This window comes from Sphingobacterium corticibacter (assembly GCF_003076635.1).
Taxonomy (GTDB): domain Bacteria; phylum Bacteroidota; class Bacteroidia; order Sphingobacteriales; family Sphingobacteriaceae; genus Sphingobacterium; species Sphingobacterium corticibacter.
Genome location: NZ_QDKG01000002.1, coordinates 68,411 through 93,858 on the forward strand (window position 1 = coordinate 68,411; position 25,448 = coordinate 93,858).

Annotated in this window: 26 protein-coding genes; 13 read left to right on the plus strand and 13 right to left on the minus strand. The window is 43.2% G+C overall.

Translation table 11 applies throughout. From position 1 onward, the window contains the following. The first annotated feature begins 4 nt into the window (after nucleotides 1-4). Nucleotides 5-877, plus strand: coding sequence for a rhomboid family intramembrane serine protease (locus DC487_RS06230; RefSeq protein ID WP_116775110.1), 873 nt, complete (start codon nucleotides 5-7; stop codon nucleotides 875-877). A gap of 4 nt (nucleotides 878-881) precedes the next feature. Continuing rightward, nucleotides 882-1,973, plus strand: a complete 1,092-nt coding sequence (locus DC487_RS06235; protein WP_116775111.1) for an endonuclease/exonuclease/phosphatase family protein — start codon at nucleotides 882-884, stop codon at nucleotides 1,971-1,973. Between the two features lie 13 nt (nucleotides 1,974-1,986). On the opposite strand, the gene DC487_RS06240 is transcribed toward DC487_RS06235, so the two are convergent. The 3 genes from DC487_RS06240 to DC487_RS06250 form a co-directional block, all read right to left on the minus strand. After that, on the minus strand, nucleotides 1,987-2,505 hold the full coding sequence (locus DC487_RS06240; RefSeq protein ID WP_116775112.1) for a fumarate hydratase: 519 nt from the start codon (nucleotides 2,503-2,505) through the stop codon (nucleotides 1,987-1,989). 15 nt (nucleotides 2,506-2,520) lie between these two features. Further along, complete coding sequence (gene fumC, locus DC487_RS06245; RefSeq protein ID WP_116775113.1) at nucleotides 2,521-3,918, minus strand: class II fumarate hydratase; 1,398 nt, start codon at nucleotides 3,916-3,918, stop codon at nucleotides 2,521-2,523. Between the two features lie 99 nt (nucleotides 3,919-4,017). Continuing rightward, nucleotides 4,018-4,587 (minus strand): hypothetical protein, encoded by a 570-nt coding sequence (locus tag DC487_RS06250; protein ID WP_116775114.1) that lies wholly within the window; start codon nucleotides 4,585-4,587, stop codon nucleotides 4,018-4,020. A 136-nt stretch (nucleotides 4,588-4,723) separates the two neighbouring features. Between DC487_RS06250 and DC487_RS06255 the strand changes: the two genes are divergently transcribed. Beyond that, complete coding sequence (locus DC487_RS06255) at nucleotides 4,724-6,340, plus strand: S41 family peptidase (protein ID WP_116775115.1); 1,617 nt, start codon at nucleotides 4,724-4,726, stop codon at nucleotides 6,338-6,340. A gap of 74 nt (nucleotides 6,341-6,414) precedes the next feature. Here DC487_RS06255 and nagB read toward each other — a convergent pair whose 3' ends face one another. Continuing rightward, nucleotides 6,415-8,331, minus strand: a complete 1,917-nt coding sequence (nagB, locus tag DC487_RS06260) for a glucosamine-6-phosphate deaminase (RefSeq protein WP_116775116.1) — start codon at nucleotides 8,329-8,331, stop codon at nucleotides 6,415-6,417. Between the two features lie 209 nt (nucleotides 8,332-8,540). Here nagB and DC487_RS06265 point away from each other — a divergent pair, with 209 nt between their 5' ends. Continuing rightward, nucleotides 8,541-9,206 (plus strand): TlpA family protein disulfide reductase, encoded by a 666-nt coding sequence (locus DC487_RS06265; protein ID WP_116775117.1) that lies wholly within the window; start codon nucleotides 8,541-8,543, stop codon nucleotides 9,204-9,206. A gap of 75 nt (nucleotides 9,207-9,281) precedes the next feature. Further along, entirely contained in the window at nucleotides 9,282-10,469 is a 1,188-nt protein-coding gene (locus tag DC487_RS06270) for a trans-sulfuration enzyme family protein (RefSeq protein ID WP_116775118.1), read from the plus strand. Nucleotides 10,470-10,492: 23 nt separating this feature from the next. Here the strand turns inward: DC487_RS06270 and DC487_RS06275 are convergent, their stop codons facing one another. The 3 genes from DC487_RS06275 to DC487_RS06285 form a co-directional block, all read right to left on the minus strand. Next, nucleotides 10,493-11,743, minus strand: coding sequence for a metallophosphoesterase (locus tag DC487_RS06275; protein WP_116775575.1), 1,251 nt, complete (start codon nucleotides 11,741-11,743; stop codon nucleotides 10,493-10,495). A gap of 5 nt (nucleotides 11,744-11,748) precedes the next feature. Continuing rightward, entirely contained in the window at nucleotides 11,749-12,786 is a 1,038-nt protein-coding gene (hemH, locus tag DC487_RS06280) for a ferrochelatase (protein WP_116775119.1), read from the minus strand. A 70-nt stretch (nucleotides 12,787-12,856) separates the two neighbouring features. Further along, complete coding sequence (locus DC487_RS06285) at nucleotides 12,857-13,705, minus strand: 4-hydroxy-3-methylbut-2-enyl diphosphate reductase (RefSeq protein ID WP_116775576.1); 849 nt, start codon at nucleotides 13,703-13,705, stop codon at nucleotides 12,857-12,859. Between the two features lie 96 nt (nucleotides 13,706-13,801). Here DC487_RS06285 and DC487_RS06290 point away from each other — a divergent pair, with 96 nt between their 5' ends. The 3 genes from DC487_RS06290 (at nucleotide 13,802) to DC487_RS06300 (ending at nucleotide 16,719) form a co-directional block, all read left to right on the plus strand. After that, a complete protein-coding gene (locus tag DC487_RS06290; RefSeq protein ID WP_116775120.1) occupies nucleotides 13,802-14,119 on the plus strand; it encodes a Rieske (2Fe-2S) protein in 318 nt (105 codons plus the stop codon). Between the two features lie 49 nt (nucleotides 14,120-14,168). After that, entirely contained in the window at nucleotides 14,169-14,492 is a 324-nt protein-coding gene (locus DC487_RS06295; RefSeq protein ID WP_133228429.1) for a hypothetical protein, read from the plus strand. 109 nt (nucleotides 14,493-14,601) lie between these two features. Further along, nucleotides 14,602-16,719, plus strand: coding sequence for a M3 family metallopeptidase (locus DC487_RS06300; protein ID WP_116775122.1), 2,118 nt, complete (start codon nucleotides 14,602-14,604; stop codon nucleotides 16,717-16,719). 58 nt (nucleotides 16,720-16,777) lie between these two features. Here DC487_RS06300 and DC487_RS06305 read toward each other — a convergent pair whose 3' ends face one another. From DC487_RS06305 to DC487_RS06320, 4 genes are all read right to left on the minus strand, one after another. Further along, nucleotides 16,778-18,643 (minus strand): M1 family metallopeptidase, encoded by a 1,866-nt coding sequence (locus tag DC487_RS06305; RefSeq protein WP_116775123.1) that lies wholly within the window; start codon nucleotides 18,641-18,643, stop codon nucleotides 16,778-16,780. Nucleotides 18,644-18,736: 93 nt separating this feature from the next. Further along, on the minus strand, nucleotides 18,737-19,174 hold the full coding sequence (locus tag DC487_RS06310; RefSeq protein ID WP_116775124.1) for a hypothetical protein: 438 nt from the start codon (nucleotides 19,172-19,174) through the stop codon (nucleotides 18,737-18,739). 27 nt (nucleotides 19,175-19,201) lie between these two features. Then, a complete protein-coding gene (locus tag DC487_RS06315; protein WP_116775125.1) occupies nucleotides 19,202-19,603 on the minus strand; it encodes a bactofilin family protein in 402 nt (133 codons plus the stop codon). A gap of 30 nt (nucleotides 19,604-19,633) precedes the next feature. Continuing rightward, nucleotides 19,634-20,488: a M23 family metallopeptidase gene (locus tag DC487_RS06320; RefSeq protein ID WP_116775126.1), complete on the minus strand. Its 855-nt coding sequence runs from the start codon at nucleotides 20,486-20,488 to the stop codon at nucleotides 19,634-19,636. Nucleotides 20,489-20,615: 127 nt separating this feature from the next. Here DC487_RS06320 and mutY point away from each other — a divergent pair, with 127 nt between their 5' ends. The 5 genes from mutY (at nucleotide 20,616) to DC487_RS06345 (ending at nucleotide 24,378) form a co-directional block, all read left to right on the plus strand. Next, nucleotides 20,616-21,668, plus strand: a complete 1,053-nt coding sequence (mutY, locus tag DC487_RS06325) for an A/G-specific adenine glycosylase (RefSeq protein WP_116775127.1) — start codon at nucleotides 20,616-20,618, stop codon at nucleotides 21,666-21,668. Between the two features lie 19 nt (nucleotides 21,669-21,687). Further along, nucleotides 21,688-22,131: a single-stranded DNA-binding protein gene (locus DC487_RS06330; RefSeq protein WP_116775128.1), complete on the plus strand. Its 444-nt coding sequence runs from the start codon at nucleotides 21,688-21,690 to the stop codon at nucleotides 22,129-22,131. An 81-nt stretch (nucleotides 22,132-22,212) separates the two neighbouring features. Further along, complete coding sequence (gene pheS / locus DC487_RS06335) at nucleotides 22,213-23,253, plus strand: phenylalanine--tRNA ligase subunit alpha (protein WP_116775129.1); 1,041 nt, start codon at nucleotides 22,213-22,215, stop codon at nucleotides 23,251-23,253. Between the two features lie 52 nt (nucleotides 23,254-23,305). Then, nucleotides 23,306-23,881, plus strand: a complete 576-nt coding sequence (locus DC487_RS06340) for a TetR/AcrR family transcriptional regulator (protein ID WP_116775130.1) — start codon at nucleotides 23,306-23,308, stop codon at nucleotides 23,879-23,881. A 77-nt stretch (nucleotides 23,882-23,958) separates the two neighbouring features. Continuing rightward, nucleotides 23,959-24,378: a nucleoside-diphosphate kinase gene (locus DC487_RS06345; RefSeq protein ID WP_116775131.1), complete on the plus strand. Its 420-nt coding sequence runs from the start codon at nucleotides 23,959-23,961 to the stop codon at nucleotides 24,376-24,378. A gap of 96 nt (nucleotides 24,379-24,474) precedes the next feature. On the opposite strand, the gene ybeY is transcribed toward DC487_RS06345, so the two are convergent. After that, a complete protein-coding gene (ybeY, locus tag DC487_RS06350; protein ID WP_116775132.1) occupies nucleotides 24,475-24,912 on the minus strand; it encodes an rRNA maturation RNase YbeY in 438 nt (145 codons plus the stop codon). Next, nucleotides 24,912-25,328 (minus strand): Holliday junction resolvase RuvX, encoded by a 417-nt coding sequence (gene ruvX / locus DC487_RS06355; RefSeq protein ID WP_116775133.1) that lies wholly within the window; start codon nucleotides 25,326-25,328, stop codon nucleotides 24,912-24,914. The genes ybeY and ruvX overlap by 1 nt, the downstream gene beginning before the upstream one ends. Nucleotides 25,329-25,448: the final 120 nt, after the last annotated feature.

Consider the following 25,448-nt stretch of genomic DNA (forward strand, 5'->3'; position numbering starts at 1 on the left):
GGTGATGTACAACGAAGGGACTTTGAAGGAATTTCTGCGAACGACATATCGTTCGGGATCTCCTGTACCCTATATTATCTCAACGAAAATTCTGCTATTCGTACTGATCTACATCTTTGATCTATTGTACGACACAGAGACGATCACAGCGCCACTATTTGACCAAACGTTGGCTTTGCTGAGCCTTCCAAAATCTTTTTCGGTTTTCTTACAGCAACCTTGGTCATTATTGACCTATACTTTTCTCAATCAGAATTTATTAGAATTACTGTTTGATTGCTTGTGGCTGTATTGGACGGGGCGTATCTTTCTCAATCTACTGCAAACGCGTCAATTGATTACCGTATATATTGGTGCGATCATTTGTGGTGCTTTGATGTATTTGGGAATGAGTCAGCTCAACGTATTCGCACAACAAGGCGCTTCTTATCTCTACAGTGGAGCAGTAGCCAATGCTGCTGTGATCGGATCATTGCTAATTCTGGTGCCAGAAACCGAGATTCGTTTGTTTTTATTTGGTAATGTACGCTTACGCACCATCGGTCTGATATATTTGGCATTACAATTGGGTTATTATATCCTAAATGATCAATCTGCTGCTGGAGCTTATGTGGTTGCTATCATTTGGGGAGTTGGGTTTATGCACGCACTAAAACAGGGGAATGATTGGAGTCTTTTGTTTCGTAAGAAAAAGAGACATTCGCTAAAGGTAGTGCATCACAAACCAACAGGGCCAACATACAAAAGTTACCGTGCAGATCTTCCTAATCAGGAGGTCATCGATGAGATCTTAGATAAAATATCACTCAATGGATATGACAGTCTAAGCGCATTTGAAAAAGAAATCCTCTTTAAAGCCAGCAAGCAGGAAAAGTAGTACCATGCCCAGACATACGAATAAACTTGGTTTTTTTAGTAAATTGATCTTGCTGTTCAATGCGCTTGCGTTATTGGCGCTATTTGCAAGTTATTCAGCATCGTTTGTTAATCCGACCTTCTTCTGGCCGACCGCAATTTTTGGTCTCGCCTACCCTCCTATTCTTCTCGCTAATATCATCTTCGTAATCTATTGGCTCGTCAAGAAACCAAAATTTGCCCTTGCATCGTTTGTGGCCATATTGATTGGCTGGCCGTTGATGACCAAGCATATTACATTTAATAGTAGCACAGCGGCAGCACAGGCAGAAGATAGCACCCTTCGGGTAATGTCTTACAATGTACATCTCTTTCAGGCGATTCAGGATAAGCATACGCAAACCCAAGATAGCGTGATTAAGCTCGTGCAAGATCATCAGCCCGATGTGCTGTGCATGCAAGAGTTTCAGAGCACGGTGACTGGCGAACAGAAATTCACCGAAAAGATGAAGAAGGCTTGCGATTTTAAAGATTACTACTTTTCTCCGGCCAATGAAAATGCGTATCACGGCTACGGACATGTGACGTTTTCCAAATACCCGATCGTAGATGCGGGCGTGATCAATGATTATTCTTATGGGATCAACCGAATCGTATTTACGGATATTGTCAAAGATCAGGACACGATTAGAGTATATAATGTGCACCTACGCTCTTTCTTGTTGCAAGATGAAGATAAGGATTTCATTAAAAACCCTTCTGGTGCTGATGATGAAAAAGCAGCTGGTAAACGTGTAGGTCGTAAATTGAAAGATGCCTTTTATTACCGCAGCAGACAAGTGGAATATCTTTTAGCGCATTTTGAGACCACCAAACATCCAAAGTTGGTAATGGGCGACTTCAACGATACGCCGATGTCATTTAGCGTGAATACGATTGGAAAAAACATGAACAATGCCTTCCAAAAGAAAGGGAATGGCTGGGGCGTTACCCACTTTGAGGTATTCCCAATACTACAGATCGACTATATCTTTTCTGACTATGATGTATTGGATTATGGCATCATCAAACGTAAGTTTTCCGATCATTACCCGATCTGGGCAGATGTGAAGCTCTAAAAGATTTCTATTATTAATATTCCCAACGTGGCTTGGGCACACAAGTAATATCTGCTGTTTTGCGTAGCACAATAGGTCGTTGGTCAAAGCGGCTTTCTAGCACCACACTATCCGCGCTTTGTGCCGTTATTTTGAATCTTGGAATATACGTTCCAGATCGGTAACAGCCAGAGATCTTTTGTTTAAAATTGGGTTTGGTGTACAAGCCATCTACGATTAAGCTATCGCCACGCACCACATAAACGCCTTTGGCATACTCCGTCCAACTGCCAGATCCAAAACAGCTATCCGACATGTTTTTCACCGTAGAATTGACCCGAAGTGTGGCGTAAACAGAATCACAGGTCACTTTGAATTCGTGCAAGGTATAATGCAGCATCTGCTCTTGACCCGGAATGGAATCCTGCACCCATTCGCCCTGAAAAAAATCAGCTCCCGTCGTTTGCATTTCGGATTGCCGCACACAGCTGGCAGAAAACAAAAGCATGCCCACTAAAAGTAGGCATGCTTGGCTACGATATCTATTTATCATCGTAAAAATAATATACTATTTGATGTTTCCAACCATCGTCTCTGGGCGTACCCATGCATCAAAATCTTCGGCAGTCACATAACCTAAGCGCACGGCTTCCTCTTTCAAGGTTGTGCCATTCTTATGCGCTGTTTGCGCGATTTCGGCCGATTTATAATAACCGATTTTGGTGTTCAATGCAGTCACCAACATCAAGGAGTTATCTACCAACTCTTTGATACGCGTATGATTTGGCTCAATTCCTTGTGCACAATGCTCATCAAACGACATACAAGCATCGCCAATCAGGCGTGCCGACTGCAAGAAGTTGTAGGCCATCAATGGTTTGAATACATTCAATTCGTAATGTCCTTGCGTACCACCAATGGTGATCGCGACATCGTTACCCATTACCTGTGCTGCCACCATCGTCAATGCTTCACATTGCGTTGGGTTTACTTTTCCAGGCATGATAGAAGATCCCGGCTCGTTCTCTGGAATCAATATTTCACCAATTCCCGAACGCGGACCAGAAGCCAACATACGGACATCATTCGCAATTTTATTCAAAGAAACCGCCAACATCTTCAATGCACCGTGAGATTCTACAATCGCGTCGTGTGCTGCCAAAGCCTCGAATTTGTTAGGAGCCGTCACAAATGGATGTCCGGTGAATTCAGCAATGTATTTAGCGACCAACACATCATAGCCTTCTGGCGCATTTAATCCTGTTCCTACGGCTGTACCGCCCAAGGCGATTTCTGACAAGTGAGAAAGGCTGTTATTCAACGAACGCAATCCGTAATCCAGTTGCGCTACATAACCCGAGATTTCTTGTCCTAACGTGATCGGCGTAGCATCCATCAGGTGCGTTCTACCAATTTTTACCACTTCTTTGAAATCAGCGGCTTTCTTCGCCAAGGTATTGCGCAATTGCGTCACACCAGGGATGGTTGTTTCTACGACCGCTTTGTACGCCGCAATATGCATTCCTGTCGGATACGTATCGTTAGAAGATTGTGATTTATTTACATCGTCATTCGCTTTCAAGATAGGCTCGCCTTCACCGATCTGACCGCCAGCCAGTACTTGCGCACGATTGGCAATCACTTCGTTCAGGTTCATATTTGACTGTGTACCAGAACCTGTTTGCCAGATCACCAATGGAAAATGCTCATCTAGCTTGCCAGCTAATATTTCATCACACACTGCTGCGATGGCGTCTCTTTTTTCTACCGGCAATACGCCCAAATCGTAGTTCGCGTAAGCAGCAGCTTTCTTCAAGTAAGCAAAACCATCGATCACTTCTTTCGGCATAGAGGCCGAAGGACCTATTTTAAAATTATTGCGTGAACGCTCCGTTTGTGCTCCCCAGTATTTGTCTGCAGGCACTTGGACTTCGCCCATCGTATCCTTCTCGATTCTGAATGACATAGTAAAATATGATTGTTTATATAAAGCAAAGTTAATGAAAATAAGCCTTTTTGCGGAATGTGTATACCGCCGCAAGCAAAGTGAAATGTCACATTAAGGTCACATACCCAATCTTCTATTGAGGTGCTCCTTGATATGATGATACAATTGTTTGGGCTTGAGCGTACGCCAAGGAAAATCATTGAGGTAATCGCCGAAACTCACGTAATAATCGATCTGATTACGCACAAATTCCTCGATCACGTGCGGTCTAAAGTTGACCCCAGCAATCCAGCCATCCTCAATATCTTGAAACCACTCTTCGTAATACGAATCGTCCGACGCATGAAAGTTCAACACGTTCTCGCCGATCAGTACAAATTGGGTGATGCCCGCATTAATCATCACGTCGATAAGCTCTCGCTTCATCATCATCACATCGTTGTATATCGCATCGTTCCATTCCCCGATCAGCTCAATAACTGCGTATCCGCGATCATAGTCGGCATACAAAACTTTGAGGTATAGGGTGTGCGACCCAAAATCATCCCATTGTGGATGCAGCAGAAAGTTGTAGATCTTCTTATCAAATTCAAACTCACTATACTCCATTCCAAAGAATGGGCTGCGCTCATCTTCTGACGCAATGTAATCATCTCTCCAACTGTAAAAAGGCTCTATTTCGTGCATTTAAAGATTTTTTCAAATATTACAAATAATTTATTTTTATAAAAACATGTTGGACTTCATTTTGTACATAAAATAATTGTTATTATGTTTTTAACATTGTGATTTTGCAAGTAATTTTGCTTTCCAAACCACGCAGATGCAGAAGGAGACTAGGAAAAATATTTTTGTTGCCGCCACTTATGGCGCGACATTAGTGCTGGGGTTAATTTTAGGGCAAAACTATGCTGATCAGCAAGGTAATAAGCCAGGAAATACCCTTGTACCTATCGGCCTTTCTGACAATACGTACAAGCTACAACAAGTCGTCGATCTGATCTCTGCCGCGTATGTGGATAGCATCAATACCGATTCGATACAAAACGGAGCAATTAATCATATTATTGCCCATCTAGATCCTTATTCTAGCTTTTTACTTCCCAAAGAATCTCAGTCTCAAACTGAAATCCTCGAAGGAACTTTTGAAGGCATCGGAATGGAATATTTCAACCTGAACGACACACTCTTAATCGTAGGATTGATTACCAATGGACCAGCAGATAAAGCCGGTTTCAAAGTGGGTGACCGCATCTTGCGCATAGACAATAAGCCGCTCGCTGGTGTTGGTGTTTCTAAAGAAGAAGTAGACAAGTTGATCCGTGGCAATCGCGGCTCGGAGGTCAGCTTCCACATCAAACGCGAGAACATTGAGCTTCCGGTACCTATCAAAGCGACGCGCGATCAAATCAATGTCAGTTCACTGGACGTAGCCTACATGATTGAGCCAACTGTAGGATTCGTTCGCATCCGTAGATTTGGGCAGCGTACCGCGGATGAATTTCGATCGGCTATCATACAGCTGAAAAAACAAGGAGCGCAAAATTTAATTCTCGATCTTCGGGACAATGGTGGCGGATATTTTCATGTTGCGATACAATTAGCGGGCGAATTCTTCTCGGACAAACGCCTCATCGTGTATACTGAAGGTGCACACGAAAAGCGACGCGAATATTTTTCAGAGCGCACGGGAGAGTTTAAGGATGGCAAATTGGTGATATTGGTCAATGATCGCACCGCATCGGCTAGCGAAGTTGTGGCGGGCGCCATTCAGGACTGGGATCGCGGTACGATCATCGGTCGTCGCAGCTACGGGAAAGGGATCGTGCAAGAGCAGTTTGATTTTGCAGACGGATCTACGATTAACCTAAGCATTGCCAAGTACTTTACGCCGCTAGGCAGAAGCATTCAGAAAAAATACAGCGCCAACTGGTCCAACATGGATGCAAAGACCAGTTTGTACAAAGGATTGTGGGCGTTAGATACATTGTATGCGCATGGACAGGCTTACAAAACCGGTATGGGGCGCGAAGTTTACTCTGGCGGAGGTATTGTACCGGATATTCTTATTCCAAGAGATTACAACGAATTGAGCTTGTTGTATCAGCAAATCTCGAAATCGAACTACTTGGATCAATTCGTATACGAGCGCTTCACCAAGCAGCTCCCTGCCTATTCTATCGAGAACTTTTTGCAAGGTTACAATTTACCTTATACTGAATATTTGGCTTTTATAGAGTTCCTGAACAAAACGGGAGGTATTGAGGTTTCTGCGCAAAAACAACGCGATCTGCACGATCTCATCCAGACCGATATCGAAGCATTGGTAGGACGTTATTATTTTGGGCGCGAAGCATATTTCAAAGTCAAAAACCGCGATGACAAATACATTCGCAAAGCGATGGAAGCCTTCGCGCCACAATTGATCGTACAAAAATAAGCCTTTCGAAAAATCATTTCCGAAAGGCTCATCTTTATATATATTGGTGCTTTCGCACCATGAATTCTCCAATACTAGAATTTCCAGCGCACGAATGCTTCAATCGCTTCGTAGTTCGCCAATCCAAGTTGATGATACAAGCCTGCTGTCTCGCTCGTACGATCTTCGGCACGCACCCAGAATTCACGTGGATCATCTCCTGGGAATACCGGCACATCTTTCTGTGATTGGTGTTTGAAGATGGCAATACGCTTGCGCTTCACCTCTTGTGGAGATAATGGCACGGCCATTTCGATCTCGTGGATCGGATATTCGTGCCATGCACCTCGGTACAACCACAACCAACAATCCTTCGTCCATTCATCTGTTTCTCTCAAGCGGATCAATGCTTGTAGAATAATATCAAAACATACACGGTGTGTGCCATGTGGATCGGCAAAATCGCCTGCCGCAAATACTTGGTGTGGTTTTACCTGACGAAGTAATTCCATGGTTTGTTGGATATCGTCTTCAAAATCTACTTCTTTAGAAAACTTGCCGCGATCATAGAATGGCAAATCTTGGAAATGAATATGCTCATCTGGCAATCCAACAAAACGTGCTCCCGCAATCGCTTCTCCTTTACGAATCAAACCTTTGATCGTACGGATCACTTCTGGATCTACTTGATTTGGCTTTTTAGATTCGAAGAAGGTTCTGGCTTCGTCGTATATTTTTTGTTTTGCTTCTTTTTCTTCAGCGCTAGATGCAAAATCAATCACAAACTCTAAATAGCGAAGCACATCATCATCCCAAACGGCCGTATTCCCAGAAGTCTGGTACGCCACATGCACCTGATGCCCTTGATCTGCCAAACGGATAAACGTACCGCCCATAGAGATCACATCATCATCTGGATGCGGGGAGAAAAGAATCACATTTTTAGAAGCTGGATTGGCACGCTCCGGACGATTGGAATCATCCACTCCCGGCTTGCCACCTGGCCAACCTGTAATGGTGCGTTGTAATTCGTTGAACACGCGGATATTGATCCCATAAGCTGGTCCTTTCTCGGTCACCAACTGCGCCATACCGTGTGTATTATAATCGTCGTCCGTCAATTTCAGAATTGCTTTGTCCAATTCCAAAGAAAGCCAAACAACTGCTTTTTTGGCTAATTCATCTGTCCATACCACATCTTCCGCCAACCAAGGCGTGTCAAAACGCGTTAATAAAGAAGCGGCATCCTGATCTAATATGAATTCTACATTATCCGAAAGTTGTAAGTAGGTTGCTGGAATATCTGCAGAAAGTTCGCCTTCGATGGCTTTCTTCACAATCTCGGCTTTCTTCTCATTCCAAGCCATCAAGATAATCTCTTTGGCTTTGAAGATCGTACCAACTCCCATCGTAATGGCTTTGGTAGGTACATTTTCTTTACCACCGAAATCTCTTGATGCATCTCTACGCGTCAAGTCATCTAGAGTAACTAAGCGTGTACCAGAGTTTGGCGCAGAACCTGGCTCATTGAAACCGATGTGTCCTGTACGACCAATACCTAATAATTGAATATCTAAACCGCCATAACTGCTGATCTTGCGCTCGTAATCCTCACAGTATGCGTGAACCTGATCTGCAGGAACAGTACCATCCGGAATATGAATATTTTCAGTCGGAATATCAACCAGATCAAACAGGTGTTTTTTCATGAAAGAAACGTAACTCTGATCTGCCGTCGGGTGCATTGGATAGTATTCATCCAAGTTGAACGTGACAACATTTTGAAAGCTTAATCCTTCCTCGCGGTGCAAACGTACTAGCTCACGATACACTTTGATCGGAGTAGCACCGGTAGCCAAGCCTAAGATTGCTTTTTCACCGTTGTGTTGTTTGCTTTGAATTAAGTGTGAAATACGATGAGCTACGTCGATCGACGCTTCATCTGCTGTTGGATATACCTTCACAGGCACCTTCTCAAACCGAGTTTCTTCCAATAAATTTAATCTGGCCATTCTATTAAAATAAGTTTTATTACGGTAGTGATAGAATAGCAAATGTAACGAAAAACCCAGAAAATTTTGGCTGAATCGAAGAAATATCGATCAAAAATATTCGAACTGCTACGGAAGTAAATAAATGCAGCTCTGAGACATACATCATATTTAAACTTTTTGCACATCGTCAGTCTAACTTTAATTAAATTTACAAAAACGAGAAATCTATGAAGTCACTACTTGCATTCCTGATATTTTGCCTACCCATCATGGCCTTTTCGCAATCTAAAGAAGAACTAGTCGAGAAAATAACTGCAAATCCAAAGGATGTGGGTAGCATTGCTTTGATTCAGAAAGTTGGCGGCTACGATCCGGATTACAAAGAACTGACAGCTCTATTTAAGAAACTGGACAAAAAAGTGCGTAAAAGCACGCAAGGACAGATTTTTGATCGCTACCTACAAGCGTTAGAAAACAGTTCGGTCGGCAAGAAAGCACCAAGCATTACCCAATTCGATCTAGAAGGATCACCGTATGCACTATCTGATCTGCAAGGACAGTATGTGTTGGTCGATTTTTGGGCGAGTTGGTGTCCACCTTGTCGTGCCGAAAACCCGAAACTGGTGGCGCTATATGAAGAATTTAAGAGCAAAAACTTTGAAATATTAGGTATTTCCTTCGACTCAGAATTCGAAAATTGGGCAAAAGCGGTAAAAGATGACAACCTGACTTGGAAGCATATCTCAGATTTGCAAGGCTGGAATAACTACGCGAGCTTGGTTTACGGTGTTAAAGCGATTCCTCAAAATATTTTGGTAGATCCTCAAGGCATCATTATCGGACGCAATCTACATGGCGACGCTCTTCGTGCTAAGCTGATGGAAGTCTTGTAATTCTGCCAAAAAGCCCCCAATCGAATAGTCTACCATCTTGCCAGACTTTTTCTTATATTAGAAAAAAATGAGGTTATGAGAAAAGTAGAAACGGATTTGATTCACGAAGGCGAGCAGTATAATGATACACGAGCGGTGACACCGCCCATTTATCAGACAGCGACGTACTTGGCGGGTGGGACGATGGAGGAACAATTATCTGATGCTACTGGAACCAAATCTCCTTATTTCTATCATAGACATGGTAATCCGACCAATAGTCAGCTCGGCGAAATAGTAGCCAAACTAGAAAAGTCGGAAGATGCGCTCTTGTTAGCCACCGGTATGGCGGCGATTTCCACGGCTGTGCTCGCTACTGTTGTAGCAGGAGATCATGTCATTGTGCAAAAGGCACATTATGCCGCGGCACAGGTTTTCTTCCGCGAATTTCTTCCTGCTTATGGCATCGAAGTAACGCATGTAGATCAGACAAACATCGCTGAATTTGAGGGTGCAATTCAGAAAAACACGAAGTTGATTTATCTCGAAACGCCTTCCAATCCCAATCTAGAAATCACGGATCTGGAAGCGGTGGCGCAATTGGCCCGAAAAAATCAGATCTTCACCATCGTTGATAATACGTTTGCTTCTCCGATTAACCAAACGCCTCTCGATTTTGGAATTGATGCTGTGATACACAGTGCGACCAAATATTTAGGAGGACATAGCGATCTCACAGCTGGCGCAATCTGTGGCAGCAAAGAATTTATTCACAAAGCTTGGCGCAGATCATTGCTGTTAGGCGCTTCTCTTAGTCCGATGGATTCTTGGCTATTACTACGTGGGCTCAAAACGCTCTCGCTCCGTATCAAACAAATCAATGAAAATGCGCTAACATTAGCGACTTGGCTGGAAGGAAAACAAGGAATTCAAAAGGTTACTTATGTGGGTTTGCCTTCGCATCCGCAACATGCTCTGGCCAGTAAACAAATGCGTGGATTTACTGGAATGCTGTCGATAGAATTGGCTGGTGAGGATGAACAAAAGGCTTACGCCAACGCGCAACGTCTGTTAGAGAAACTCGATATTTTTGCCAATGCAGTAAGCTTGGGCGGGGTAGAATCATTGATAACGCATCCAGCTAGCTTGTGGAACTCTACACAGCAGCCCGGAACACCTAGCAAACCAGCTTTCCCTTTAGGTTTGCTGCGCATCTCCGTCGGGATTGAGCATATTGACGATCTCAAAGCAGATCTGCAACAAGCGCTGGAATCCATACAATAAGATGCCATCTTCGCGGTGGCGTATTATGCTTCGCCGCGAAGCAATTCGAAGATCGTAATCTCTGGCAATATACCGACGCGACCTGGATAACCCAAGAAGCCAAAGCCTGTATTCACATACAATTTCTTGTTTCCATCTTTATACAAACCGGCCCATTCTGGATAGATATACTGCGCCGGACTCCACTGGAAATGTTCGGCACGCACACCAAACTGCATACCGTGTGTATGACCAGCAAACATGGCATCTACATCGCTATCCAACACTTGTGCACGCCAATGTGATGGATCGTGCGACATCAGCAATTTGACCGCATCTTCTTCAGTACCTTGTAATGCTTTAGCCAAATCTCCTTTTTTAGGAAAACGACCCATACCCCAGTTTTCGACACCCACAATAGAAATACTTTCGTTGCCCATCGTAATGCGACGATTTTCATCGCGAAGTAGATCCCAGCCCATGACTTTGTGCGTATCTACCAAATTTTGAAAATTTTTACGCTTCGCGGCCGAATCTTCAAAACCATATTTGTAATCACCATAATCGTGATTTCCGAGCACAGAGAATACGCCCAATTCGGCCTTTACCTTAGCAAATATATCTTGGTAATCGCGCATTTCCGAAGCTTCATTATTCACCAAATCACCCGTGAAAAAGATCACATCAGGTTTCTCTCCCAGCAACATTTCTACACCGCCTAATACTGCTTTGCGATTGTAAAAAGAACCGGAGTGCACATCCGATAATTGACCCAATTTCATCCCATGAAACTCTTTAGGCAAGTTGGGAAGATATAACTTTTGATGACGAATTCTATAATCGTACGCACTGGAGATTACGCCCCAAGTTAATGGAAAGAAAGGTATGGAAGCTACCGCAAGCCCCGATTTTAATAAAAAATCTGATCGACTAATACCGTGTTTTTTTTCTTCGACCAGTTCTTCTTGTTTTTCGACAACTGGACTCGGTTCTTTCTTGCGAAATAATCTCGCGAGCCATACGCCTCCACGGCGAATATCGTCGATCAAAAGGATAATCACGTAGATCAGCTTGCAGACCACCGTAATAAAAAATGCGACCAAGATGATGGATCGATACATCAACGGAATACTAAATTTGTAGGAAACAAATACTCCTGCGGCTAGAATTGCGCTGTAACCCCACCAAACCCAAGTAAACCATTTCTTTTTGGCAAACTGTATTCCCGAGCTGCGCAGCGCAAAGAATATGTATAAGTCAAAAACAAATAGTAAAATGGTATTATAGATAATCATCATAATTAATTCCTTTCGTTTAGCGCTAAGCGCTTCAAAGATTCAATCCATTTTGGATTAAGGTTTAGGCTTTCTACCATAGCCACCTCTTCGCCACCTAATGCTTTAAATTCATCAGCGTATTCTACTTGTATCTCATCCAACGTTTCGATACAGTCGGCAACGAATGCCGGGCTAAATACTAACAAACGCTTTTTGCCAGCAGTAGCCAAATCGTGCAACGCATCGGAGGTATACGGCTGTATCCAAGGCGTTTTCCCTAAACGAGATTGAAAACAGACGGAGTATTGTTCTGGTCTAAGACCTAATCTCTGTACAATTGCTCTAGTAGTCGCATAGCATTGTGATACATAACAATATGGATTGGTCGTTTCTCGACATACCGCGCATCCATGGCTTTCGCAAGGGGCTTCCTCTTTGCGCGGATTGATTTTCTGCAATTGCCTTACCGGCAATCCATGGTAACTGAACAGAATATGGTCGAAGCTATTCAGATCATGACGTTGTGCATGCTCCGCGATAACATCTATCAGCAAATCATCATCACAAAAGCTATTCACAAAACTGATTGCGGGAATGTATTGCCATGTACGCACAATCTCCATGACGCGGTCAATGACTGATCCTGTGGTAGCCGAGGCGTACTGAGGAAACATCGGAATGACGCGAATAGATTCCAACAACATACCTTCCATCTCCCCGAGCACGTCAGGTAGTGAAGGATTTTGATAGCGCATGGCTAATGCCACATGGTATTCTTCGCCCAAAGCCGCTTGCAGCATTTCTTGCTGCTTTATACTGTAATACATCAAAGGAGAGCCCGTCTCTTCGTCCCAAATGGTTTTGTAGGTTTCGGCGGATTTTTGCGCTCTTCGCGGCACGATGGCACCTTTTACCAGCAAATTGCGCGTAAAGTACGGAATATCAATCACCCGGCCATCCATCAAAAACTCATCTAAATAACGACCAACATCGCGGGTAGTAGGCTTATCCGGTGTACCTAATTGCACCAGCAATATGCCTTTTTTTGCACTCTTCTTCATGTACCAACAAATTTAAGATTTCTCCATTATCGTGCCCGTAAAAGGCACGCAATGTGATGTAAAAATGACCTTACAATGCTTCAATAGATGCTTTTACATCTTTCATCAACCACATCGGTGTAGATGTAGCACCGCAGATGCCGACGGATTCATTAGATTGAAAAACGGCTGCATCCAACTCACTTACATCCGAGACAAAATAGCTATTGGGATTAGCCGATTTGCACACATCGTATAAGACTTTACCGTTAGAAGATTTCTTACCCGACACAAAAACGATACGGTCATATGCTTGGGCAAAATGCAACAAGTCTTCGTAGCGATTGGATACTTGACGACAGATCGTATCATTGGCCTTTACTTCGTGACCACGATTGATCAACTCTTCTTTGATCGCATAAAACTTATCGACACTTTTAGTCGTCTGACTATACAAGGTAAATGATTGCGGCAATTCTACATCGTCCAGCTCAGCAATATCTTGGAATACTAACGCTTCATCGTTCGTTTGCCCTTTCAATCCAATCACCTCGGCATGACCATGCTTACCGAAAATGAGTATTTTCTCCTTGTTATCGTGAGAAGTTTTAATCCTATTTTGCAGTTTTAATACCACCGGACAGGAAGCATCGATCAATGTAATATTATTTTCTAATGCCGTTCTATAAGTTTCTGGCGCTTCACCATGCGCTCTAATCAGCACTTTAGCATTTTGTAAACCTGGCAGATCTTCATGGCTGATAATCTGCAGACCTTTCGCTTTTAATCGCGCGACTTCTTCATCATTATGCACTATATCGCCCAGACAATAAAGCTGTCCTTCTTCTTCCAAGATCTCCTCGGCCATATCAATGGCATAGACCACTCCAAAACAGAAACCGGAATCCTTGTCAATGGTAACTTGTAAATTCTTCGACATAGTGGTACAAAGATAATCAATAGATGCGAGATACAACTCTTTGTCAATCTGCATTTATATCCAACGATTATGCGTGCAATTTGTTCATCTTTATATATGATTTGGCACGAATTTAAAATTCCAGAACACGAAGGCGTATCTTCTATCCAAGTAAATGGCAAAAAACTCTGCTTAGTTTACCAGTCCGGACAGCCATATATTACAGGCACAAAATGCCCGCATGCTGGTGCTGACCTATCTCAGGGCTGGTGCGAGGATGGGAAATTAATCTGCCCATTTCACCGACATGGTTTTGATATCAAGACAGGAAGAGGAAATCCTGGCCAAGGAAACTACATAAATACCTACCCCGTAAAACAAGAAAATGGCAGTTGGTACGTCGGTATTACAAAACCTTGGTGGAAAATATTTTGAGAACAATAATTAGTTATTTATATTTGATCTAAATAAATATAAATACCACATGTGTCATTCACGAATGCTCAGCTCGAATGGGCAAACTCATATCACCTATTGTCCAAGCTGCAAAACCTATTACATCTGGCAAGATTCCACCTTGCTATCTTTTGATGGGGAGCACTTTCAACAATTTGCAAACGGCGTACACACGTATAAAGGACGAGAAAAATTCTTCACCTGTCCAGATGGCGTATCGCGCATGATGTTACCCACACCACTCCCAGAGTTAGCGCTCACTTTTACCTTTCCTGAATGGGGAAATTTTATCCTATCATTGGAAGAAGCTCGCTATATAACGGAAATCTATCAGATGGTTGGACAGTTCTAAAATCATCTTTAGCGTAACGATAACCTATCGCCTACATCAAACTCCATGATACAGTTGAAATTAATCCCTACATTTGTGGGTAAAATTTCGACGACTAAACATACTTTACATGATTAAAAAGCGATTACTGCCTATCTGCATGGTGATCACCTCCATGGTAGTAGGTTGTGGAGAATCTAAACAAAACGACAACATGAACAACCCTTTGTTAGGATTCTTTGACACCCCTTTTAATGTTCCACCGTTTGACAAGATCAAAGACGAACATTTCCGTCCGGCTTACGCCGAAGCCCTCAAATTGCATAATTTAGAAGTAGATTCTATTGTCAATAATGAGGAAGAGCCAACCTTTCAAAACACAATCTTAGCGTTAGAAAATGCGGGCTCCATGCTGAGTCAGGTAGCCGTGATTTTTGGCAATCTGAATTCGGCCAACAAAACGGATTCTTTGCAAGCCATCGCTGCTGATATGGCCCCAGTGCTATCCGCACACCGCGACGAGATTCAATTAAACGCGAAATTATTTGCGCGTGTCAAAGCCGTCTACGATCAAAAAGATGCTTTGGGTATGGATAAAGAAGACATTAAGCTGCTAGAAGAAACCTACAAAGGTTTTGTACGTGCAGGAGCCAACTTACCAGAAGAGAGCAAAGAAAAGCTAAAAGCGATCAACTCGAAACTGTCTACGCTGACGAATTCATTTGGTGATAACTTGCCAGCTGAGGCGAAGACGTACGAATTGGTGATCGAAGACGAGAAAGACCTGTCAGGATTACCAGAAGGTGTACGGGCTGCCGCAGCAGCAACAGCCAAGGAAAAAGGTAAAGAAGGCAAATGGGTATTTACTTTGTCTAACCCTTCGGTAATGCCATTCCTACAATATGCTGACAACCGGGAGTTGCGCAAACAAATCTGGAATGCTTACCAATTGCGTGGGAATAATGGCGGCGAATTTGACAATAAGAAAAATGCCATTGAAATTGCTAACCTGCGTTTAGAAAAAGCGAAATTGTTAGGCTACCCTTCGCATGCAGCCTATGTATTGGAAGAATCCATGGCCGAAAATCCTGAAAATGTATTCAACCTATTGAATAAACTGTGGGGACCTGCGTTGGCAAAAGCCAAAGTAGAAGAAGCAGATCTGCAACAAGAGATCAAATTGGCAGGCGACACCTTCCAAGTGGCTCCGTACGATTGGCGTTATTACGCAGAAAAAGTGCGTATGAAACGCTTCGCGTTGAATGAAGAGGAAATCAGACCTTACTTTGGCCTAGCCGAAGTACGTGAAGGAGCTTTTCAGACTGCCGCTAAACTCTATGGCTTGAGCTTTGTCGCGCTGAACAACGTTCCTGTATATCATGAAGAAGTAGAAGTATACGAAGTGAAAGATAAAGACGGCTCGCACTTAGGCATTTTGTATGCTGATTTCTTCCCACGCGATTCAAAACGCTCAGGCGCTTGGATGACCTCTTATCGCTCACAGTACACCAAAGATGGTAAACGCGTTGCTCCGGTAATTTCTATCGTATGCAACTTTACGAAACCTGTTGGCGATAAGCCTGCTTTGCTGACTTTTGATGAAGCGAGCACTTTGTTCCACGAATTTGGCCATGCATTACACGGTTTATTATCTAACGTAAAATACAAAAGCCTGTCGGGCACTTCTGTACCGCGTGATTTTGTAGAATTGCCTTCGCAAATCATGGAAAACTGGGCAGGTGATCCAGAAGTCATGAAAACGTATGCTAAACACTATGAAACTGGCGAAGCGATTCCAGATTCGTTAATCGAGAAAATGCAGAAAGCAGGCACATTCGACCAAGGTTTTGCTACGGTAGAATACCTAGCCGCTTCGTTGCTAGATATGAATTACCATTCGACGACGACGCCGATCACGGCCGATGCGATCGCATTCGAAGATGCCGCTATGCGTAAAATTGGATTGATCGATGCGATCATTCCGCGTTATAGAACGACGAACTTCCAGCATATCTTTTCTGGTGGATACTCTTCGGGATACTACAGCTACATCTGGTCTGAAGTATTAGATTCTGATGCGTTTGCAGCCTTTAAAGAAAAAGGTTTATACGATCAATCTACAGCAAATTCATTCCGTCGCAACATCTTGGAGCGCGGTGGAACGGGCAACCCTGCAGAGATGTATCGTACCTTCCGCGGTGCTGATCCAAACCCAGTACACTTAATGAAAAAAAGAGGATTAAACTAATCCTCTTTCCTTCAAAATGCAAAAGAGCCAACTCCTTCCGAGTTGGCTCTTTTTGTTGTTACTTAGTAACCGAATTATCGCTCGATTCTACGTCGGCTAAGCGCTGCGTAGGATCTATCGTTACTTTCTTGGGCTTTTGAGATAATGTGATATTGTAGGTAGGTTTTGTCCAGAACCAATCTTCCAGCACCGTCCGTTTTACACCATCATACAGCGCGTATCCTTCCGCAGGTTTTTGTCCGCGCATTTCGCGAAGCGGAATGTAAAACAACTCTTGGCTACCGTCTTGGTATTCTACCAACACATCTAAAGGCATCGCCAAATCCGACTTGTTCCGCAATACAATTTGCTGATCCGTTACCTGCTCTATACCATAATCAATCGTGCGCGTGGTATTGATAAAGAGATTAAAGTACCATTTCAAGTTAATCCCGGAAACCTCTTCGGCAACGCGTTTAAAATCATTCGGCGTAGGATGTTTGAACTTCCATTGGTCATAGAATGCCAGGAAGGTTTTTTCTAAGTTTTCCTTACCAATAATATAACCCAACTGCTCCGCCAATACCGAACCTTTAGTGTACGAGCTTTGCGTATAGCCATAGTTGGTTTTGTAGTAGTCGGCTAGCAAGCTCATCGGTTCTTCTTTTCCAGACAGCACAAGTTTATAATACGCGCGGTACGAATCGATCATCGGGTTAGTTTCTACAGCGCCTTTCTTGTCGAACAACTGTTGGAACGCAATATCTTGCACGTAACTTGTAAAACCCTCGTCAAACCATTCATCGACCGTTTCGTTGATACCAAATAGATGCTGATACCAAGAGTGTGCCGCTTCATGGAAGATTACGCCAACTAATCCATCGAGTTTTCGCCCGCCCGTCACCAACGTTGCTGTTCCGTATTCCATGCCACCGTCGCCACCTTGTACAATACTATACGTTGGCCATGGATACGCGCCAAATTTTGCAGAAGCAAAATCAAAAAATTCTGTCGCCAAACCAAGGGCAGTTTTCCAATTTTGAATCACCTCTTTGTCTGTGGGGAGAAAGACCGTGTACACTGTCACGCCGCCTTTGGTTTTCGCCGAGTCGACCATCATTTTGGGATCTGCCGCCCAAGCAAAATCGTGGATTTGATTGGCTTTGAAATGCCAAGCTACTTTATTGTTTTTGTCAGCCTTTGGTTTGGCCGACTGATCATATCCTTTGACTTGTTTTGGGTTTTGCAACTTACCTGATCCACCCACCACAAAATCCCTATTTAAGTGAATCGTAACATCAAAATTGCCAAATGGTGCAATGAATTCACGCGCCACATATTCGTCCAAATGCCATCCGTAATCATCGAAATGGGCCATTTTTGGATACCATTGGGTCATCGACAAAGCCACACCTTCTTTGGAATTGCGACCGCTACGGCGGATCTGCTCCGGCACTTGCGCATCCCACGTCATGTTGAATTCGCCAACAGCACCGTCTTCTAGCGTCGCTGGCAATGCTACTTCTAATATGGTTCCGCTTACCGCGTACTTTGTGGGCGCGCCATTAAAGGTCAGCGATTTTATTTTTTGATAGCCGATCTCATTGGGCTGCAATAGCGTAATTCGACTTTGCAACGCACCGGAATTACCAGACTTGGCCATCATTCGTTTATCAGGATCGGAAATGGTTTGCAAACGGTAATCCATCATGCTGCCGGGCTGAAAAGCATTGAAATATAAGTGAAAATACACTTTATTTAGTGGCTTGCCGGAGTTGTTGGTATATAATAATTTCATATCTCCAGCATATTGATAGGCTTTTTCGTCGACATCAATATGCATGGTGTAATCCACTTTCTGCTGCCAATAACCTTTGCGCTGCGCTTGCGCTTGCAACATCAAAAGAGAAAGGCTGAGGGAAAGAAAAGTATATAGTAGCTTCATAGAAGCCAAACTTACAAAACAAAAGAAACTATTGGGGAGAAGGCTTCGTAAAAAATATGCGATATAGCCGTATTTAAGTGCCTAAAGCGACGCTTAAGCTAGGGTAACAGGCACACCCAAGCTTTCCAAGTGACGCAGCATTTCGGTCATCTCGTCGACAGACTGAAACAATTTATTGCGCCAAAAACGAACAGGTTGGAATTTTTTCTTTTTGTGAATGGCTAGCAGGTTGCCTCCCGAGCGCAAATGATTTTGAATATGGGTGATATCCTTCAGATCAAACTCCCAAGTTTTGCTGCCTTTTACAATGCGCAGTAAACCAGCATGCGTAGACCAAGTAGAAGGTTGCTGACTCCATTTGACACTTAAAAATAAGAGGAGTGGTAAGCAAACAAGCAATCCAATAATCTTTGGAATCTCTTCTACATGTATATAAGAAGCGCCGATACCTACGGCAAATAAAGAGCCGAGCAGAATTTGGATAAACCGCCCACGATGTAAAGTATGAATGACGAACGTGGTTTCGCTCATGTTGAAGATCGCGTAATAATGATGGCGTTAGTCGACTTTACTTGCTAATAGCATGGGCTCACGCGCATCGGCTACGGTAACGGTGCCAATCAGTTGACCGCCCATATCTACCGAAAATTGTGCTATCGCTGCATTGCCATACAACTTACCTGCAGACTTGAGTGTAAGCGTTTGACATTGCACATCACCCTTGACATGGCCATAGACTATTAATGTTTCGCAGGAAATATCACCATCTACAAAAGCCGATTCACCAATAATCACACCTTTTCCCATACGGATATTGCCTTTGATCTTGCCATCAATGCGCAAACTTTCCGTACCAATCAAAGCACCTTCAATAGAAATTCCTTCTGCAATGACCGTGCTGATTTGGAAATCCTCTGGACGATTTAGCTTCCGGACTTTATCTTGCTTGGCGTTGAACATAATGGTTACTATCGACTTTAAACGGATCTATTAAAATTGGAAATATTTTTCTGGATTAATGGTACGACCGCCTTGCAATACTTCATAATGAAGATGTGGCCCGGTGCTACGGCCTGTACTACCTAAAAGACCAACAATAGTACCTACATCAATGCGTTGTCCAGACTTCACTCGAATTCTACTTAGATGTGCATAACGAGTCTCATATCCATTGGCATGCCTTACAGCGACTAGGTTTCCGTATCCACCTTTATATCCGGCAAATATTACCGTTCCTTTGGCAGTAGATTTTATGTTTTCACCGGTACGACCTTGAAAATCAATACCAGAATGTCTTTCACGGCCACCTCCGGTGAATGGATTACCGCGGTAACCGTAGCGAGATGTAATGCGACCGTTGTGTGGGCGACCGAATGGAGCGCCGTCCAACCGATTTTCTACATCTTCCAGCATATTCACATAATATTTCGCTAATTCTTCGAGATTATCATCGTCTTCTACCAGTGGGCCACCGGCGTTGTTGAGGGCAATGGCTTTCAAGCCACGTTTTTTCATTTTAGCATTGATGCGGTTGAGTGTGCTATCAAAGCTATTGATGGAGCGTCTTACGTCATCTATATTGACCTGCTTACTCGCATCGTCTAATGTAAGCTGCTGATTACGCTGTCGAAGTTTATCAATCTTCTTCAAGTATACTTCGGCATACAATTTCTCATTTCGATGGTTTACGAAATAAACAATCCCCACAACACCCAACAACACAACTGTAGCCAATGAAAACGCAATATGTTTCCAATAAGACAGTAAGAATGTAGGAATCTGAATCTTCTTGTTAGGGTTACCATCAGCGCTAACAATCAGGACAGAAGTCTTCTTCTTCAGCATAATTTTTTGCTCCTATATTTTTTTACACAGTCGCAAACTTACTGATTATTCAAACTTACCCTCATATTTTCACAATTTTTAACACTAATTTTTGCAATTCGGCACGATATTTTCAAACTTTGGCCTCATGTCATTTTCTTCAAAACTCATCGCGTGGTACGAAAAATATGGGCGAGAGTTACCGTGGCGGCAAACCTCCGACCCTTATATCATCTGGCTATCGGAAATCATTCTGCAACAGACACGTGTAGAGCAAGGGCTACCCTACTTTCAGACTTTTGTAACACAGCTGCCAACGGTTCGTGATTTTGCGGAAGCAGAGGAAGATTTTATTTTGAGGCTTTGGCAAGGCTTAGGATATTACTCACGCGCCCGCAATATGCATAAGGCTGCAAAGACGGTGATGAGTAATTTCAATGGCGCATTTCCCACTTCGTACGAAGAGGTGATTCAACTTCCCGGCATTGGCGCATACACCGCCAGCGCCATTTCCTCATTTTCTAGCAATGAAGTACGCGCAGTGGTGGATGGCAACGTGTACCGTGTATTATCACGCGTTTTCGGCATTGATACCGACATTAATAGTGGTACAGGAAAGAAGCAGTTTCAAGAATTGGCCGATTCATTAATCAGCACATCACAACCCGGTTTATACAATCAGGCCATTATGGATTTTGGCGCTACAGTATGTAAGCCAAAACAACCTTTGTGTGCAGCATGCATCTTCGCCGATCAATGCGATGCTTTTGCCACTAATCGTGTTGATCTACTGCCAAGGAAAGTGAAAACGACCAAAATACGAAAGCGGTATTTTCATTACTTTATCATCCGTCGTGGTGCAGAAATAATGGTAGCCAAAAGACCGCAAGGCGACATCTGGGCAAACTTATATGAATTCCCGATGCTGGAGACAACCGCTCCAATATTGGTAGAAGAATTGCAGAACAGCGACGCCTATATTGCGCATTTCGACTCCGCAACGCCGATTCCATTAGGTGTGCCGATCAAACAAGTATTGAGCCATCAACACATTTATGCACAGTTCTATTTGCTTCCAGAGAACACACAGATTAAAAATAAAAAAACGGACTGGGAATACATTTTGTCAGATAATTTAGATAAATTAGCTAAACATAAGCTGATCTTCTCCTTCCTAAGGACGGACAACTTCCCAAACTAACACCCTAAATTACTCCATTATGGCGAGCGTAAACAAAGTTATATTAGTCGGGCACCTAGGCAAAGATCCTGAAATTCGCTACTTAGATGGCAACGTTTCTGTTGCAAGTTTTCCACTTGCTACTTCTGAATTTTACAATAAAGATGGCAAAAAAGTGGAGCAAACGGAATGGCACAATATCGTACTGTGGCGCGCTTTGGCAGATTTAGCGGTAAAATACTTGAAAAAAGGCAAATTAGTTTATATTGAAGGAAAGTTGCGCACCCGCACCTACGAGGACAAAGAAGGTGTGCGTCGATTTACCACGGAGATTGTAGCCGAAAGCTTCAATTTGTTAGGTAGACGGTCTGATTTTGAGCCGCAATCGGGAGAGCGCAGTAGCGATAGACCCGAAGATCAACCCGATGAGGAAAAGGTAGACTTTCGTGAGAACGATGATGATAACGATGGACTGCCATTTTAAATTTTTCGCTCCATAAAAACAGATTCTTGTTACAACACGGGGGTGCAAGGATTTTTTAATATTTTCCAGTATCTTTGAGCCATGTTGCAAGATAAAATAGCGCAGTATACGCAGGAGATTCAGGAAAGTTCGTTGACCAACGCCGCAGAGATTGAAGCATTTCGCCTCAAATTTTTGGTATCAAAAGGCATTGTCAAATCCCTATTTGAAGAGTTTAAGTCGGTTTCATCCGAAGAGAAAAGAACGCTTGGAAAGGTATTGAATGAATTCAAAATCCTAGCAGAAACTACGCTGCAGCATGCCATTGATACCGTTGGCGATGCTGCCGACAGTCAAGAAAAAGCTTTCGACGGTGACTTAACGCTTCCTGGTGAAGGATTCCAATTAGGCTCACGTCATCCACTTTCTTTGGTACGCAAGGAAATTGTGGAGATCTTCAAAAAATTGGGTTTTATCGTAGCAGAAGGACCAGAGATCGAAGACGATTGGCACAATTTCTCTGCACTGAACTTTCCACCAGAGCATCCTGCAAGAGATATGCAGGATACGTTTTTCATCAAAAAACAAGATGGAAATGACATCGCTCTGCGTACTCATACTTCTTCTGTACAAGTTCGTTTGATGCAAGCTGGTCAGCCGCCTTTCCGTGCGATCATGCCGGGAAGAGTATTCCGCAATGAAGCGATTTCTGCAAGAGCGCATTGCTTTTTTCATCAAGTAGAAGGTTTGTATGTAGATGAGAATGTATCCTTTGCCGACTTAAAACAAACGCTTTTCCACTTTGTGCAAGAGTTGTACGGCGAAGGTACAAAAGTACGCTTCCGCCCTTCTTATTTCCCATTCACAGAGCCTTCGGCAGAGATGGATATCTCCTGTACGATCTGTAAAGGCAAAGGTTGCCAACTTTGTAAAAACTCGGGTTGGGTAGAGATCTTAGGCTGTGGTATGGTGGATCCTAATGTGTTGGAAAACTGTGGAATTGACTCCAAAAAATACAGCGGATTTGCTTTTGGCATGGGGATAGAGCGGATCACGAACCTCAAATACGAAATCCGCGACCTGCGTCTTTTCTCTGAAAACGATACGCGATTCTTATCTCAATTCGAAACAGAAATCTTATAACAAAGTAGCGCGACAAACGTTATAAACATCCGCCAAAGTAAAGCGCGACCTTATGGATACGGATATTATAGTAAACAATATTAAGAAATCTGCCCGCGAGCTATTCAGGCGATACGGTTATAATAAAACCAGTGTCAATGAGCTCGCTAAGCATGCTAATGTTGCGAAAGCTACTTTTTATAAGCACTTTAGTAGTAAAGAACTCATTCTGCATGCCGTGTTGATGGATTATATCCAAGAGAATGTGCAGGATATCTTGAGCAAGGAAGTTGGTCAGCAGGATTTACGTACCTTTCTAGCAAAAACTATTCTTCGCGTGAGTCGCGTGACCTACACGGTGTGTAATGAATTTATTGGTTGGGAGTTTATCCGTGAATCGGCCAATGCGCAAGAATACCTCAAGATCCTATCCGACGATTTGGAGTTTCTGTTACTCAGCTCATTCATCCAAAATGAAACAATTGGTGCTGTCGTGCCCGAAGAGAAATTGACATTTCTGATCAAATGCAGCAAGAACATTGTATTCTCTTTTGCTTTCACAGCTGTATCTGATGCGGATGTACGCAAGAATTTCATTTCGTTTCAGAAAGATATGCTGCCGCATTTGGTAGCTGCTACACTCCAATAGACAGCTAGCAATTTGTCCTAGAGTGACGCTATTATTTCGCTCTCAAATTCATACCTTTGCATAAAATTTCACCCAATATGGCAACTAATAGAACTTTTACGATGATTAAGCCGGATGCAGTAGCAAACGGACATATCGGAGCAATCTTGAACGACATTACCGCTGGCGGTTTCAAAATCGTAGCGATGAAATATGTACACCTTTCAGATACAACAGCAGGTAACTTTTACGCAGTACACAAAGAACGTCCATTCTACGGCGAGCTAGTACAATTCATGACTTCAGGTCCTATTGTTGCGGCTATCTTGGAAAAAGAAAATGCTGTAGAGGATTTCCGCACATTGATCGGCGCTACTGATCCAGCGAAAGCGGATGAAGGTACAATCCGTAACAAATATGCAAAATCTATCGAGGCGAATGCAGTACACGGGTCCGATTCAGACGAGAATGCAGCGATTGAAGGAGATTTCTTCTTCTCGCAATTCGAGCGCTTCTAGTCGAACTACTCTTATAAAACAGCAGGCCTGAATTTTAACAATTCAGGCCTGCTGTTTTTTTGGACAACACAACTCATTGAAGCTAAAAAGAGGTCATTAAACGAATGAACGAGTGCCTAAGTAATGATCTTCTTTGGCAGTCATTAATTTTTTGTCTGCTGGCTTCTTGTCCAAGTATCCGCAAAGATGTAGCACACCGTGGATAATGACGCGATGTAGCTCATCGCTCTCCGGGACATTAAACTTTTGCGCATTATCCTGAATACGATCTACGGAAATAAATATATCTCCAGCGACGACATCTTCGTCTTCTGAGCTATCGAATGTTACGATATCGGTAAATGTATCGTGATTTAGGTATTGTTTATTGATCTCTAATAGATACTCATCGGAGCAAAAGATAAAGTTCAGCTCCCCGACGCGTGCAAAGCCTTCGGCTTTGATGGTATCGGCGATCCATTGACGCACCTTTTGCTTTTGTTTTAATGTAAAGTCGATTTCCTCGACGAAGAAAGTGATATCTTTTAATGCCATTAGTAGATGGATTTGCTATTCAAATAATCTTGTAAGATGATGGTGGCCGATAGCGTGTCGACTGTCTCCTTGTTCTGTCTTTTCTTGCGGTTCATACCGCTCTGCGAAATAACAGCCGACGCCATTTTGGACGTAAATCGCTCATCGACCTCCACCACGGGTATGCTCGGAAATTCCCGTTGCAATCGCCGCGTGAATCCAACCACGTGCTCGGCCGATTGAGAATCTGTGCCGTCCATCCGCCGTGGCTTGCCAACGACAAACGTCTCGACGGCTTCGCTTTGCATATACTCCTGGAGGAAAGGCCACAATTTATCGGGATGCAATGTCGTCAATGGATTGGCGATGATCTGCAACGGATCCGTCACGGCTACACCTACTCGTTTGGTTCCGTAATCGAAAGCCATTATACGCATATCTTTTTTTTACAAAAATACGATTTAAAACGTAGGATGCCAGACTCCAAAAAAAACGATACATTTGGTAAACTAATCCACACGCTATGCAACAGGCTTTTATTATCCTACTGTGCATGA